Source organism: Promicromonospora sp. NFX87 (assembly GCF_048564965.1).
In the GTDB taxonomy this organism is placed as follows: domain Bacteria; phylum Actinomycetota; class Actinomycetes; order Actinomycetales; family Cellulomonadaceae; genus Promicromonospora.
Genome location: NZ_CP183413.1, coordinates 5,302,409 through 5,315,866, shown reverse-complemented (window position 1 = coordinate 5,315,866; position 13,458 = coordinate 5,302,409). Strand labels below are relative to the sequence as shown.

General features: G+C 72.1%; 12 protein-coding genes. 5 read left to right on the top strand and 7 right to left on the bottom strand.

Translation table 11 applies throughout. The features are described 5' to 3' along the window. Positions 1–15 precede the first annotated feature (15 nt). Complete coding sequence (locus tag ACNYC2_RS23805) at positions 16–906, bottom strand: NmrA/HSCARG family protein (protein ID WP_419704159.1); 891 nt, start codon at positions 904–906, stop codon at positions 16–18. Between the two features lie 87 nt (positions 907–993). On the opposite strand from ACNYC2_RS23805, the gene ACNYC2_RS23800 reads away from it, so the two are divergent. Both ACNYC2_RS23800 and ACNYC2_RS23795 read left to right on the top strand, forming a co-directional pair. Further along, positions 994–1,533, top strand: a complete 540-nt coding sequence (locus tag ACNYC2_RS23800; protein WP_419704158.1) for a TetR/AcrR family transcriptional regulator — start codon at positions 994–996, stop codon at positions 1,531–1,533. Positions 1,534–1,623: 90 nt separating this feature from the next. Next, positions 1,624–2,964 (top strand): hypothetical protein, encoded by a 1,341-nt coding sequence (locus ACNYC2_RS23795; RefSeq protein WP_419704157.1) that lies wholly within the window; start codon positions 1,624–1,626, stop codon positions 2,962–2,964. Here ACNYC2_RS23795 and ACNYC2_RS23790 read toward each other — a convergent pair. From ACNYC2_RS23790 to ACNYC2_RS23765, 6 genes are all read right to left on the bottom strand, one after another. Beyond that, entirely contained in the window at positions 2,906–3,631 is a 726-nt protein-coding gene (locus ACNYC2_RS23790; protein WP_419704156.1) for a hypothetical protein, read from the bottom strand. The two genes, ACNYC2_RS23795 and ACNYC2_RS23790, sit on opposite strands and share 59 nt — an antisense overlap. Further along, the gene (locus tag ACNYC2_RS23785; protein WP_419704155.1) at positions 3,628–4,248 is read right to left on the bottom strand and encodes a hypothetical protein; all 621 of its coding nucleotides are present in this window, start codon (positions 4,246–4,248) and stop codon (positions 3,628–3,630) included. Before ACNYC2_RS23785 ends, ACNYC2_RS23790 begins: the two co-directional genes overlap by 4 nt. Further along, positions 4,245–5,015 (bottom strand): hypothetical protein, encoded by a 771-nt coding sequence (locus ACNYC2_RS23780; RefSeq protein ID WP_419704154.1) that lies wholly within the window; start codon positions 5,013–5,015, stop codon positions 4,245–4,247. The genes ACNYC2_RS23785 and ACNYC2_RS23780 overlap by 4 nt, the downstream gene beginning before the upstream one ends. Before the next feature lie 191 nt (positions 5,016–5,206). After that, complete coding sequence (locus ACNYC2_RS23775) at positions 5,207–8,941, bottom strand: S8 family peptidase (protein WP_419704153.1); 3,735 nt, start codon at positions 8,939–8,941, stop codon at positions 5,207–5,209. A gap of 167 nt (positions 8,942–9,108) precedes the next feature. Then, the gene (locus ACNYC2_RS23770) at positions 9,109–9,651 is read right to left on the bottom strand and encodes a Clp protease N-terminal domain-containing protein (RefSeq protein ID WP_419704152.1); all 543 of its coding nucleotides are present in this window, start codon (positions 9,649–9,651) and stop codon (positions 9,109–9,111) included. Next, on the bottom strand, positions 9,651–9,860 hold the full coding sequence (locus ACNYC2_RS23765) for a helix-turn-helix domain-containing protein (protein WP_377223943.1): 210 nt from the start codon (positions 9,858–9,860) through the stop codon (positions 9,651–9,653). Before ACNYC2_RS23765 ends, ACNYC2_RS23770 begins: the two co-directional genes overlap by 1 nt. Positions 9,861–9,990: 130 nt before the next feature. On the opposite strand from ACNYC2_RS23765, the gene ACNYC2_RS23760 reads away from it, so the two are divergent. From ACNYC2_RS23760 to sucD, 3 genes are all read left to right on the top strand, one after another. Beyond that, positions 9,991–11,064: an alpha/beta hydrolase family esterase gene (locus ACNYC2_RS23760; protein ID WP_419704151.1), complete on the top strand. Its 1,074-nt coding sequence runs from the start codon at positions 9,991–9,993 to the stop codon at positions 11,062–11,064. A gap of 200 nt (positions 11,065–11,264) precedes the next feature. Beyond that, the gene (gene sucC / locus ACNYC2_RS23755) at positions 11,265–12,437 is read left to right on the top strand and encodes an ADP-forming succinate--CoA ligase subunit beta (protein WP_419704150.1); all 1,173 of its coding nucleotides are present in this window, start codon (positions 11,265–11,267) and stop codon (positions 12,435–12,437) included. Between the two features lie 39 nt (positions 12,438–12,476). Next, the gene (sucD, locus tag ACNYC2_RS23750; RefSeq protein ID WP_419704149.1) at positions 12,477–13,373 is read left to right on the top strand and encodes a succinate--CoA ligase subunit alpha; all 897 of its coding nucleotides are present in this window, start codon (positions 12,477–12,479) and stop codon (positions 13,371–13,373) included. The last annotated feature ends 85 nt before the right edge of the window (positions 13,374–13,458 follow it).

Here is a 13,458-nt window from a genome sequence, read left to right as displayed (position 1 = left end):
CCTCCGGCGGTGGCGTCAGGCCAGGGTGCGCCGCGCCCAGGTGCGGAAGTCCGTGGTGGGCAGTCCGAGGGCCCGGACGTCCTCGGGCCGGGCGGGCGTCCCGTTCGCGTTGATCCGCTCGACGCCGTTGACCATGGCGGGCAGCATGCCGCGCTCGACGGCTTCCAGCGGGCTGAGCACCGGTGCGCTGATCGTGCGTCCGGTGACCTCGCTGAGGATCGAGGCGGTCTCGGTCATCGTCAGCATCTCGCCGGCGAGCTCGACATCCATGCCGTCGAGCCTGCCGGGCTCCGTGAATGCGATCGCCGCGGCCTCCCCGATGTCGTCGACGGCGATCCAGGGGATCCGGGTGTCCGCCGCGAACCCGGTGATGATCGTGCCGCTGGACCAGTCGCCGAACAGGTAGGACCAGCTGGTCAGGTTCTCCATGAACGTCGCAGGCTTGAGCACGGTCCAGCGCTCGAAGCCGCCGGTCCGTACCGCCTCGTCGATCGCGGCCTTGCTCTCCCAGTAGTGCTGGTCCCAGCGCCCCTCGGCCCAGCCGGGCTGGGTGCGGTGGAACTCGCCGGCGCCGGAGACGCTGCTGTGCACGACCTGGGCGACCCCCGCCTTGCGAGCGGCCTCGACGACGTTGCGGCCCCGGACCACCTCGGCATCGCCCGTGAGGTCGGTGACGTCGGGGTACGGGATCGAGAACACGCCGTCCGCCCCTTCAGCCGCGGCGAACAGCGACGCGGCGTCGTCCAGGTCACCGATCACCAGCTCGGCTCCCCGTTCCTCCAGGGCCTGCGCCTTGTCGGAGCGCGTGTCGCGGACCAGGGCGCGGACCGCGACCCCACGGTCGAGCAGGGCCCGGGCAGTGGCCCCGCCCTGGTTGCCCGTCGCTCCGATGACCAGAACCGTCATGCTGCCTCCTGAGTTAAGTGGGGTGGTACCCCGTTTGCTGGCTCGGCTAACATATGGGGGACCACCCCACTTTGGCAACGGCGGATCATGAGAGCTGACGCACGACGCAACTACTCCCGGATCGTGAGCGCGGCCTCCGCGGCGATCGCGCGCGACGGCGCCGACGCGTCGCTCGAGGCGATCGCGCGCTCGGCGGGCGTCGGCTCGGCCACGCTGCACCGGCACTTCCCGTCGCGCTGGTCGCTGCTGGAGGCGGTCTTCCGGGACCGCATCGAGGGCCTGTGCGCCCGCGCCGAGGAGCTGCGGGCCGCGCCGGACGCCCTCGAGGCGCTGAACACCTGGCTCCGGGAGGTGGCCGTCTACTCGACGACGACCCGCGGCCTGGCGGCGTCGATCCTGAACGCACCGGCGGAGGAGAGCGACTCCTGCGGCACGACACTGATCACGGCGGGTGACCCGCTGCGCCGTCGGGCGGTCGACGAGGGCTCCGTGCGCCCGGACGTCGCGATGGCGGACCTGATGACCCTCGTCAACGCGATCTCGCTCGCGGCGCAGGAGGCCGGCGCGGCCGAGGCGGAACGGCTGGTCACGCTGGCCCTGGAGGGTGTCCGGCCGCGAGGCGGGTGACGTTCCGGCGCGGTTGCCGGGCTCCACCTCCGTGCGACGATCGCGGGCCGCTTGGCGCATACGTCCTGCTTTAAGACACTATGTGTCGCCATGAGGATCCTGGTCTCCGCCGGCCGACTGTTCGTCGCACACTGGCCCGCGCTGCTGACGCTCGGCCTGCTCGGCGTCGCCGTGCGGAACGGCGCCATGTGGGGCGCCGTCGAGCTGAGCCAGTGGAACTCGTTCGTGGCGCAGCTGCTGCTGATCGTGAGCCCGATCGGCTACCTGATGCCGGTCGTCGGGATGCTGTGGGTCTGCCGGCAGTCCCTGCCGCACCTGAGCCTGGAGCGGGGACCGTACCGGGACGAGAACGGTCAGATCCCCGGCATGCTCTCCGGTACGGCTCGCGCCCCGATGATGCCGTCCGAGGGGCGCGAGCGGCGCCTGATCGACGTCGCCCTGTCCGTGCTGGTGCCGTTCCTCGTGATCTACGAGGTAGAGGGCCTGATGGACGCCGACCGGGACCGGTTCGTCAACGAGGCGGCCGCGGACGAGGCGTTCAACGACCTGTTCTCCGCGCAGGGTGTCGACTTCGTCTCCCGGCTCGGCCTCTGGAACGGCTGGACGCTCGTCGCCATCGTGGCCGGCGCGTTCGTGCTGCGCTGGCTGCTCGGCCGGCTGGAGGGCAGGTTCCAGTTCCTCGGCATCGCCGTGCTCGGTGGCTGCCTCGAGGTCTACTGGACCAGCCAGGTCGCGGGGCAGATGGAGCGCATCGAGCTGAGTCTGTGGGACGAGGCGACGAACCTGCAGCTCGTGGCGGCTGCCGTCGGGACCGTCGGCGTCGCGCAGGAGGCCGTGGGAGAGACGGGCAACACCGCCGCCACGTTCGTGACCGACGGGATCGTGACGGTCTTCGAGTCGCTCGACATCGTCCTCGTCGCGCCGCTGGCGTGGCTCGCCCTCGGCGCCGTCGTCCTCGGGCACAAGCTCATGGAGCCGCCGTCCACCGAGCACCGCTGGCTCGACCGCATGACCTGGCTGCCGGGCGGGCTGCGCTCGCTCCTGGAGTCGCTCACGGAGGACCTGCGCGCCCGCTTCTCCGCCCTGTGGAACGGTCTGAAGCTGATCGTGCACGGCGGCCTCGGCCCGATGCTCGTCTTCTGCCTGGGCTACCTCGTCATCATGCGGGTGCCGCAGGCCGCCGGGTGGCTCGTGCGTGCCGTGACCGGTCCCGTCGAGACCAACACGTGGCTCGCCTTCAGTCCCATGGAGTCAGCCGCCGGGCTCGCGCTGGCGCTGGCGCTCGCCGCGGCCCTGATCGCCGCCACCGTCGGGGTCCTGGTCGAGCGTGGCATGGTGGTCCGAGAAGACGGCGGCGCCGATTCCGGCCTGGCTACGGCAGCTCGAACGTCACGTACTCGGGACCCCCGAATCCCAGCCGCACCTGCGTGATCTCCGCGCCGGGATCGGCCAGCACGAACGACGTGACCTCCCACTCCGGCTGCTCGCTGACGAAGCCCTCCGCCTCCGGCGTCGAGCAGCGGTTGGAGCTGCCCAGCACATCAGTGGTCGAGTCCCCGTACCGCGTCCCGTCCTCCGCCACGAGGGTGATCTGACACAGCGAGAGGTCGGTCCGGAGCTCGGCCGCGAACTGCACCCGCACCTCGTACGCGACGGAGCCCTCGGGGATCGGCACCGGATCGCCGTAGCTGGGCGCGGGCAGCTCGGTGACCTGCTCGACGCTCGTCACCGTCGCATCGATCTCCCGGAGCACCGTGGTCTGCGCCCGCTCCGGCACGTCGAGCCCGAAGGCGTCGTAGTACTCGCCCGCCAGGTGCGCGGGCTCGCCCAGGGCCACCCGGTCCACCTCGAGGTGCAGGCCCACCGGCCACCAGAACGACCACACCCGGAACGACGATGCCCCCGCGGCCACCACGATCGCTATCGGCAGCAGCACCAGCCAGACGGCGTTGCGCCGCCCCCAGCTCCTGCGCGGGCGCGGCGCCCGGGCGTTCGGCGGGATCATGCCGGGCAGCATGCCGGGGGGCAGGCTCGGTGCCGCGCCCGGGGGTGTCCCCTGACCAGGGCCCGGCGACGCCGGGGTCACCAGAGTTGTCATCCCTCGCTACCTCCTGCGCTCGCCGGGGCGTAACCCGGCGCCTCGGGCGATACGGTCTCTTCCGCCTCCCACAGCGTGTCGGCCTCGCTCGGTGTGATGCCGAGGTCGATGACGGCGACGGCGTCGCGTCGCTGGCCCGCGTGGTCCTCGCTCTGGCCGCCCCGGGCGAGCCGGACCGTCGCCCCCGCCAGCGCGTCGCGCGGCACGTCGAAGCAGTACGTGGTGCGCCAGGCATAGCCTGGCTGCGCGCTGGCCGACGTGGAGCACCCGGCCAGGTTGGTCGGCCAGAACCGGCGACCCTGCTGGTCGGTGACCTCGGCACCGCCGAAGCTCGTCTGGCCCTGCACGGCGCGCCAGGTCGCGTCGACCACGACGAAGGTCCCGCCCGCGGCTGCGGTCTCGGAGAGTCCCGTCAGGGTGTCGGCGACCCGCACCTCGGTGACCGTGAGCTTGGCGTACGTGAGGTCGAGCGTCTCGCCGACCTCTCCCTCGACGACGAAGGGCGCCTCCACGCCCGCGTCCTGCGGCAGGTAGGTCACGAGCGCGCAGCCCGCCGTCACCGCGCCGACGACGAGCGCGGTGCCCTTCCAGGTGATCCGGCGCCGCCCGTGCCTCACTGCGCACCCTCCTCGGCGTCGGGTGCCGGCTTCGCCGGCTGGACCGGGATCTGCCCCGCGAAGGCGACCTCGTCCAGAGGAAGCCAGTACTCGTTGTCCAGGCTCCCCGCGCTCTCCTCGATCCACTCGAGCTCCATGATCCGGAGCGGGATCTCGTCGCCGGAGAACGTGCCGCTCTGTTCCCAGATCAGCGCGACCCGATAGGTCAGGCCGGGGTTGAGGATGCTGATGCTGGTGCCGTCCTCGATGTTGACGACGGACGCGGAGGGTAGCTCGGCCTCGTCGGGGGACGGGCTCGCTGAGGGGTCGGCGCCGTCCGGTGCGTCCCCGGTCCCGGGAGCGGCCTCGCTGCCCGCGCCGGGCTCCCCGAGTGGCGCAGCAGGAATGATGCCGACGTTCTGCGGGGCCGGGATCGCCTCGCCGATCTGGCTGCTGTACTCGGGCACCTCGCCGGTGTTGGTGACGTCCGCGACGACCGCGAGCATCTGGTTGCCCGGCTCCGGCACGAGGTAGCCGAGCTCGTCCGCCGTGGCGGCCTTCTCGATGGTCACCTCGAACGGACCGACCTCGACCGGCGTACCCACGGTGAGCGGTTCGGCCTGGGCCTCGACCTTGTTCCACGCCCCGAACGGGGAGATGCCGACGAGCGCGGCGACCGCACCGGCCACGACGCGCTGCGTCGTCGACATGTCGTCGGCGACGGTCGAGACCACACGCCGGGCGAGCCGGAACGCGATGTCGGGACCGGCATTACGGGCATGCTTCATGGCGCACGATCGTAGCGGTGCATTACAGACCATCCGGGCGAAAGTCCACGGCGGTGAGTTGGGAGGAACGGCCGCGTCCACTCCGCGAAGTAGAGCGCTTGTCCGGGTCTCCCTGGTGACACCAGGGAGACCCGGACAAGCGCTCTACTTCGCGGAGTGGACGCGGGGCCTCACCCCCGTGCGGGGTGGTGTCAGCGCACGCCGAACGCCCGCGTCAGCGTCTGCGACACGCTGTTCCCGTCGCTGTCCTCGACAACCGTCCGCAGGCTGACGAACTCAGCGTTCCTCGGCGCCGCCAGTCCGGCCGACCAGGAGCCGCGGTCCCGCGTGAGGTCGAGCCGGCGCCAGGTGGCACCGTCGTCGTACGACACCTCGACCGTGGGCCGGCCCACGCGGGCCTCGATCCCCGGCAGGTGCGACGGGGTCACCGTCAGCCGGGCGTTGCGGGAGGCGCGGCCCGCCGTGTCGGTGTCCACGTCGTAGTCGAGCTGCACCAGCGGCAGGGGCTCGACGGCGTCGGGCCCGCTGGCCGCGGACGTGAAGTCCCACTCGGTGTGCGTGTGCGTCGAGTACGGTCCCGCCCAGTCCGCGCGGTCGTTGTCGACGACCACCCGGTACGGCAGCCGCTCGGCGGGCAGGCCGCCGTCGACCGGCAGGAACTCGGCGTTGCCCCACAGGAGCTCGGTGTCGCCCTGGTAGAGCGTCGCCCGGTTGCGGACCTCGAAGTTCCCGCCGCCGGTCGTGCCCACGTGCCCGCTCCCGGAGTCGCCCCAGCCCGGCACCGGGACGTACATCTGGTCCAGGTAGCGGATCGGCTGGGACCCCAGCGGACCCATGCGCGGCCGCAGGATCGGCCCGAACCACGTCACGTCGCTGGCCGTACGAGCCCCGTACCGCAGCACCTCGATGGACGACTGCCCCATCTCGCCCGAGATGTGCGCGCTCTGCGTCCACGGGACGCCGGCGGTCACCCAGTCGGTCCGCTCACCCTGCGCGGGCGCCGCGAGCTGGTTGCCCGCCGTCCACCCGTGCCAGACGTCGAACCGTGTCTCCATGGCGGGACCCTGCCGGTAGTTGCGGAACGACGTGTCCACCCGGGCGAGGTCGCGTTTCGTCGAGGTCCACGTGGGCCGGGCCGGGACGGCGCCCGTCCAGTGGTGCACGACGTCGTACACGTACTCGGTCGTCGGGTGCGACGCGACAGTGACCTCGGGTCGGCGGCGGTCCAGCGACCGGAGCAGCTCGGCTCCCTGGCCGGACGTGAGCGTGGCGACCGTGAGCGGGGCCGGCTCGCCGGGGACCCACGGGGACTCGTCCCACGGCGCCAGCCGCCCGACGCCGTCGTGCACCACGAGCAGGAGGCGCGCACCGGCGTCGGCGGCGGCCTGTGCCAGCGCCGCGATCTCGTCGGTGTCGGCGGCGTGCACGACGACTGCCGTGCCCTTCAGGTGCTGGCCCGAGCCCGGCCGCGCCAGGTCGGACGGGCCCTCGGCCCGCACCACCCGCAGGGTGCGGGTGCCGGCCGGCAGCGGCGTGGCACCACGCTTGACCCGCAGGTCGCCGATCCCGTCGCGGCCCTCCACGATCGTCAGGGCCGGCTGGTCCAGGCGGAACTGCGCCCCGAACTCGAACAGGCCGTCGGTGACCTTCTTCCCGGTGGGCAGCGCCCACAGGCTGTCGTGCTCACCCGCCGGGAGCATGGAGCTCGCCGTGTACCCGCCGTTCGGGAACTGCCGGATCACGTCGAGGCGCATCGCCCCCGGGTCGGTGTCCTGCGGCACCTCGGCCCGCACCTGGACCGCCTTGCGGGCGTCGAGCACGACCGCACGGTCCTGGCTCAGGTCCACGTCCACGAAGCTCAGGAGCGCGGTGCCGAGCGAGCCCGGCCCGTTCGCGCCCTCGACGTCGACCGACAGCCAGCCGCTGTAGCTGTCCACGGGCAGCCGCAGCACGGCCTTGCCGTTCTCGTCGAGGTCCGCCCCGGCGAAGATGGCGTCCGACGTGACGAGCAGCTTGCCGGTCGCCGGGCGACCGTCGTCGTCCTTCACGGTGACGGTCAGCTCCTGGCGCTGCCCCTCCCGGGTCGCGCCCGTCAGGGTCCGGGCCCGCACCGTCCCGGCGTCGTCCGTCGCGACGACCGTGGCACTGAGCTCCTGGTCCGCGGGCAGCAGCGACAGGTCGGCAGTGAGCGTCACCGACGCGGTGCCGTGCGCGGGCACCGTGACCGAGCCCGACGACAGTGCGAGGAAGCCCGCCGGGACCGCGCCGTCGACCGCGAGGCGCAGGTCGACCGGCGCGTCACCCAGGTTCGTGTACGTGACGGGCTTCGACAGCTCGTCCGGGCCGGACCCGAACGTGTGGAAGCCGAACCCGGCGCTCGCGGTGCCGAAGACCTCCGCGGCCACGGCCGCCGGCGCGTCGACCCGGCCGCTGCCGGCCTCGAAGGCCGTGTAGGCGGGCGTGGGCGCGGCCGTGCTGACGATCGCCTCCTTGATCTGCTGCGCCGTCCAGTCGGGGTGCGCCGCCGCGACGAGCACCGCGGTGCCCGCGACGTGCGGGGTCGCCATCGAGGTGCCGCTCATGGTCGTGTACATGCCGGAGCCGCGCACGAGCTGCGAGCGGGCCGCGAGGACGTCGACGCCGGGGGCGGTGACCTCGGGCTTGAGCCCGCCGTCGAGCGCAGGGCCCGTGCTGGAGAACTCGGCGAGCGTGTCGGTCGCGTCGACGGCACCCACGGTCAGGGCCGAGTCGGCGAGGGCTGGGGTGCTGATGGTCCGCGGGCCGCCGTTGCCCGCTGCGGTCACGAACAGCGCTCCGGTCTCGGCGGTGAGCTCGTCGAGGGCCTGCGCCATCGGGTCGTCCGCCCCGGCGGGCTCGCCGCCGAGGCTCATGCTGACCACCCGGGCGTCCTGGTCGCGGGCGGCCCACTCCATGCCGGCGATGATCCAGGACTCCAGGCCCTGGCCGTTGCTGTCCAGCACCTTGCCGACGTGCAGCCGGGCGCCGGGGGCGACACCCCGCTCGAGCCCGTCGGATGCCGCGCCGGTACCCGCGATGGTCGAGGCGACGTGCGTGCCGTGCCCGATGTAGTCCTCGACGTAGTCCTCGGTGGGTACGAACGAGGCCGACGCCGCGACCTGGTCGGCCAGGTCCGGGTGCGTGGGATCGATGCCCGTGTCGAGCACGGCGACGTCCACGCCGGCGCCGGTGTTGCCGTCGGCCCACACGTCGGGCGCGCCGATCTGGGCGGTCGACTCGGCGAGGTCGGCGGTGACCGGGCCGTCGAGCCAGACCTTCTCGATGCCGCCGGCGAACACGGGCGCGTCGCCGCGGCGGGCGCTGCCGGAGCCCGCGGCGTCGGTCAGGGCGGTCCAGAACGTGGCTGCATCGGAGCGGTCCTGCTCGACGGCGGCGCCGTCCACGCTCGGCAGCGCGCGGACGACGTCGGACCCGTCGAGCGGCGTGGTGCCGCGCGACCGGGCCGCGGCGTCCGTGTAGCGGACGATCAGCGGCAGCGTGTCCGCGCTCGCGTCGTCGTAGCCGTTCGCGAGGAGCTGCGTGACGTTGAACAGCCGGTCGTCGAGGGTGCCCGCGGTGACGTAGGGGAGCACGGCGTCCGGGTAGACGTACGTGCTGCCCGCGCGCTCGGTGCGGTGGTAGGTCGACGTCGCGCCGCCGGGGCCCTCAACGTCGGTGACGGTGGTGCCGTCCGCCGCCGTCGTGACGGTGACCGTGTCGCCGGTGATCAGGGTGACGCTGCGCGATCCCGGCGCCGACGACGGGAGCGCTGCGGGGGAGTCGCCCGGCGGGACGGGGCTGCCGGGGCCTGCCGGAGCCGCGGCGGACGTCGACGCTGCTCCGACCGCCAGAGCCGCTGCGACGCCGACGGCGACCAGCCCTCTGGCATGGGTGAGGAAGGTGGACACAGAAGTCCCTTTCGAGAGGTGTTGCTCCTTTCCTACCTATCGGAAACCGTGCACTGGGTTTCGCTCGTATAACGGCGACACCGTTTCGTGGCCGACTCCGGTCAGGTGGCACCGTTCGGCCAATTTCCTGCCGTCGCCCCACCCGTCGCGGCGGACGACGACGGGCGTCACGCCGCCTCGTTCCCACCCTCCGCGAGGTGACGGACCCGCTCGACGTCCGCGCCGGCGTCGGACAGGATGCTCCGGGCCGGCGACTCCGCACGCGTCAGGCCGAGCAGGAGGTGCCCGCCGTGGATCTCCTTGGAGCCCAGGCGGATCGCCTCGCGGAGCGCGAGCTCCAGCGACTTCTTCGCGTCAGCGGTGAACGGGATGTGCTTGCGGCGTCCGCGCAGGATGCGGCCGGCGCGGGTCAGCGCGCCCTCACCGAAGGTCTCCTCGGTGCGCCGCGTGACCTCGTCGAGGTCGATGCCGACGGCGGCCAGCGCGGCCGGGTCGAGGGCGTCGCCCGCCTCGATGTTCGTGCGGGCGCGTGCGACGAGCTCCGCCACGTCGGTACCGCCGCCGGCCAGAGCGGTGCGGGCGGGTCCGTCGCACTCGGCGAGGGCGACGAGCAGGTGGCGGCTGTCGATCTGGTCGCTGTGCGCGGCACGGGCGACCAGCTGGGCGTCGACGACGGCGGAGCGGGCGTCCTTCGTGAACCTCTCGAACATCAGATCCTCCTGTTGTGCTTCTTGTGGACTGCCTGGCGGGAGACGCCCAGCGCACCGGCGATGTCCTGCCACGACCAGCCGAGCCGCCGCGCGCGCTCCACCTGGAGCGCCTCGAGACGGTCGGCCAGCTCGCGCAGGGCCCGTACGGCGCGCAGTCCTTCTGCGGGGTCGTCCCCGGCGGCGGACGCGACGAGTGCTTGCTGGCTCATGTGTCAACTATGGTTGACAAGCCTCCCGGGTGTCAACCCAGGTTGACGATCTGCCGGGTAGCCTCGACGCGCCGGTGCCAGGGGGCGTCGGGCGTCCGCCCGCCGGGCGCACCACGACAAGGGAGTCGTCATGCACAGCACTCGCATCCTGAGCCGGGGGATCGCCGCGCTCACCGCGTTCGGCGCGGTCGTGGCAGGTCCGGCCTACGCGGCGATGACCAGCGGCGCCGACCAGGTCGCAGGCTCCGGGACCACCAGCACGTCCACGGCCGACGGCGCCGAGGCCGGGCGACCCGGGGACTGCGCGGTGCCGGCGGGCACGAGCCAGGTCGACGTCGAGCTGGACGGCGTCGCCTATCCCGTCCGGGTGCACGTTCCCGACGCCGGTCCCGGAGCCGGCCCCGACACCGACCACAGCACCGGCGCCCCGCCGCTGGTGCTCAACCTGCACCCCAGCAACGGCAACGCGGAGTCGATCTCCGCGTACAACGACCTCGACCTGACCGCCGACGCGGAAGGGTTCGTCACCGTGGCGCCCAACGGCGCCATCCCGGTCGCCGACCCGAATCCCGACCAGGTCTGGTTCTGGAACGTGCCCGGCGTGCCGACGACGGCCGGCGCGTACCCGCCGCCCGGCACGCGCGACGACGTCGAGTTCCTCACCGCCGTGATCGACGAGCTGGTGGACCTCGGCTGCGCCGACCCGCGCCGGGTCTACGCGACGGGGCACTCCGGCGGCGCCCGGATGGCGTCGGCGTACGCGTGCGCCCGCCCGGACAAGGTCGCGGCCATCGCGCCGGTCGCGGGACTGCGCGCGGGCCGGCCCTCGCCCGACGACCCGGCCGCCGTCGAGCTCCAGTCGTGCGCACCCGCGCGCAGCGTGCCGGTCATCACCTTCCACGGCGACGCGGACACCGTTAACCCCTACCAGGGCAACGGCGACAAGCGCTGGGGATACACGACCCAGCTCGCCGTGCAGTCGTGGGCGCGGATGAACGGTTGCACCACCGGACCGAGCGTCGAACCGGTCACGGAGCACGTCGTCAGGGAGACGTACACCACATGCCGCGGGCGGGCCGACGTCGTGTTCTACAAGGTCGCCGGCGGCACGCACAGCTGGCCCGGCGGCAACGACAGCAGCGCCACACAGGAAGTGTCTGCAACCGAGCTCATCTGGGAGTTCTTCACCCACTACCGCAGGTGAGCGGACCGCGCTCGTCGCCCGTGCCGCCGAGCCGCGACACCACCTCCTGCCGGGCCCGGAATAACGCCGCTTCGTTCGGAAGCACGGGCGATCCAGGGCTACGCTGTACCGGGATGTCTTGACGTCGAGACATCGCTTCAGCCGGGCTCCGGGCGACAACGACGTCCGAGGGCCGCATCCCGATGGAAGGACGCAGCAGGGTGGACCTGTTCGAATACCAGGCGCGCGACATCTTCGAGAAGCACGGCGTGCCCGTGCTTGGTGGGGTTGTCGCGACGACCCCCGAAGAGGCTCGCGAAGGCGCCGAGAAGCTGGGCGGCGGAACTGTCGTCGTGAAGGCCCAGGTCAAGACCGGTGGTCGTGGCAAGGCGGGCGGCGTCAAGCTGGCCCACTCGCCCGAAGAGACCGCCGAGAAGGCCGGCGAGATCCTCGGCATGGACATCAAGGGTCACACCGTGCACCGCGTGATGGTGGCGCAGGGCGCCAAGATCGCCGAGGAGTTCTACTTCTCCGTGCTCCTGGACCGGTCGAACCGCAACTACCTCGCCATGTGCTCCGTCGAGGGCGGTATGGAGATCGAGCAGCTGGCCGTCGAGCGCCCTGAGGCGCTGGCCCGCATCGCCGTCGACCCGGCCGTCGGCATCGACGAGGCCAAGGCCGCCGAGATCGTGGACGCCGCCGGCTTTGCCGACGACATCAAGGGCAAGGTCGCCGAGGTCATCCGCGGTCTCTGGACCGTGTTCAAGGCCGAGGACGCCACGCTGGTCGAGGTGAACCCCCTGGTCAAGACCGAGGACGGCGAGATCGTCGCCCTCGACGGCAAGGTCACGCTCGACGAGAACGCCGGCTTCCGCCACGCGGACCACGCGGAGCTCGAGGACTCGGCCGCTGCCGACCCGCTCGAGGCGAAGGCCAAGGAGAACGACCTCAACTACGTCAAGCTCGACGGCGAGGTCGGCATCATCGGCAACGGCGCCGGCCTGGTCATGTCGACCCTGGACGTCGTCGCGTACGCCGGTGAGAAGCACGGCGGCGTGAAGCCCGCCAACTTCCTCGACATCGGCGGCGGCGCGAACGCCAAGGTCATGGCGAACGGTCTCGACGTCATCCTCGGCGACGAGCAGGTCAAGGCAGTGTTCGTGAACGTCTTCGGCGGCATCACCGCCTGCGACGAGGTGGCGAACGGGATCGTCGGCGCGCTCGACCTGCTGGGCGACGCCGCGACCAAGCCGCTGGTCGTCCGCCTCGACGGCAACAACGTCGAGCTGGGCCGTCAGATCCTCGCCGAGCGGAACCACCCGCTCGTCACCCTCGCCGACACCATGGACGGCGGCGCCGACCTCGCCGCGGCCAAGGCCGCGGCCGCCGCCTGATCGCCCGCTGAAGACTTCGAAAGCAGAGATTAGAAGACAATGTCGATCTACCTGAACAAGGACTCGAAGATCATCGTCCAGGGCATCACGGGCGGCATGGGTGCCAAGCACACCGCCCTGATGCTGGACTCCGGCGCGCAGATCGTCGGCGGCGTGAACGCCCGCAAGGCCGGCACCACGGTGCAGCACAAGGACGCCTCGGGCGCGGACGTCACCCTGCCGGTGTTCGGCACCGTCAAGGAGGCCATGGCCGAGACCGGCGCGGACGTCTCCGTCGTCTTCGTGCCGCCGGCCTTCACCAAGGACGCGGCCGTCGAGGCCATCGACGCGGGCATCGGCCTGCTCGTGGTCATCACCGAGGGCGTGCCCGTGCAGGACACCGCCGAGGTGTGGGCCTACCTGCAGGGCAAGGAGACCCGGATGATCGGGCCGAACTGCCCCGGCATCATCACGCCCGGCGAGTCGCTGGCCGGCATCACGCCGCACACCATCACGGGCAAGGGCCCGATCGGTCTCGTGTCGAAGTCGGGCACGCTGACCTACCAGATGATGTACGAGCTGAAGGACCTCGGCTTCTCGACCGCCATCGGCATCGGCGGCGACCCGATCGTCGGCACCACGCACATCGACGCGCTCGAGGCCTTCGAGAACGACCCGGAGACCAAGGCGATCGTGATGATCGGCGAGATCGGCGGCGACGCCGAGGAGCGTGCCGCCGAGTACATCAAGGCGCACGTCACCAAGCCGGTCGTCGGTTACGTCGCGGGCTTCACCGCCCCCGAGGGCAAGACGATGGGCCACGCAGGCGCGATCGTGTCCGGCTCGGCCGGTACCGCCGCGGCGAAGAAGGAGGCCCTCGAGGCCGTCGGCGTCAAGGTCGGCAAGACGCCCACCGAGACCGCCGACCTCATGCGCGAGGTCCTGCAGTCCCTCTGACCCCTCGGGGTAGCTGTTGATCGAGCGGCACTTCGGTGGTCGAGCTTGTCGAGGCCCAGGTCTCGACAAGCTCGACCACCGAAGT

Bases quoted from the DNA above. Each gene is read 5' to 3' on its own strand.
- sucD (WP_419704149.1), top strand. From the start codon at position 12,477: ATGTCGATCTACCTGAACAAGGACTCGAAGATCATCGTCCAGGGCATC.
- ACNYC2_RS23770 (WP_419704152.1), bottom strand. From the start codon at position 9,651: ATGTTCGAGAGGTTCACGAAGGACGCCCGCTCCGCCGTCGTCGACGCC.
- ACNYC2_RS23795 (WP_419704157.1), top strand. From the start codon at position 1,624: ATGAGGATCCTGGTCTCCGCCGGCCGACTGTTCGTCGCACACTGGCCC.
- ACNYC2_RS23790 (WP_419704156.1), bottom strand. From the start codon at position 3,631: ATGACAACTCTGGTGACCCCGGCGTCGCCGGGCCCTGGTCAGGGGACA.
- ACNYC2_RS23765 (WP_377223943.1), bottom strand. From the start codon at position 9,860: ATGAGCCAGCAAGCACTCGTCGCGTCCGCCGCCGGGGACGACCCCGCA.
- ACNYC2_RS23800 (WP_419704158.1), top strand. From the start codon at position 994: ATGAGAGCTGACGCACGACGCAACTACTCCCGGATCGTGAGCGCGGCC.
- ACNYC2_RS23805 (WP_419704159.1), bottom strand. From the start codon at position 906: ATGACGGTTCTGGTCATCGGAGCGACGGGCAACCAGGGCGGGGCCACT.
- ACNYC2_RS23760 (WP_419704151.1), top strand. From the start codon at position 9,991: ATGCACAGCACTCGCATCCTGAGCCGGGGGATCGCCGCGCTCACCGCG.
- ACNYC2_RS23780 (WP_419704154.1), bottom strand. From the start codon at position 5,015: ATGAAGCATGCCCGTAATGCCGGTCCCGACATCGCGTTCCGGCTCGCC.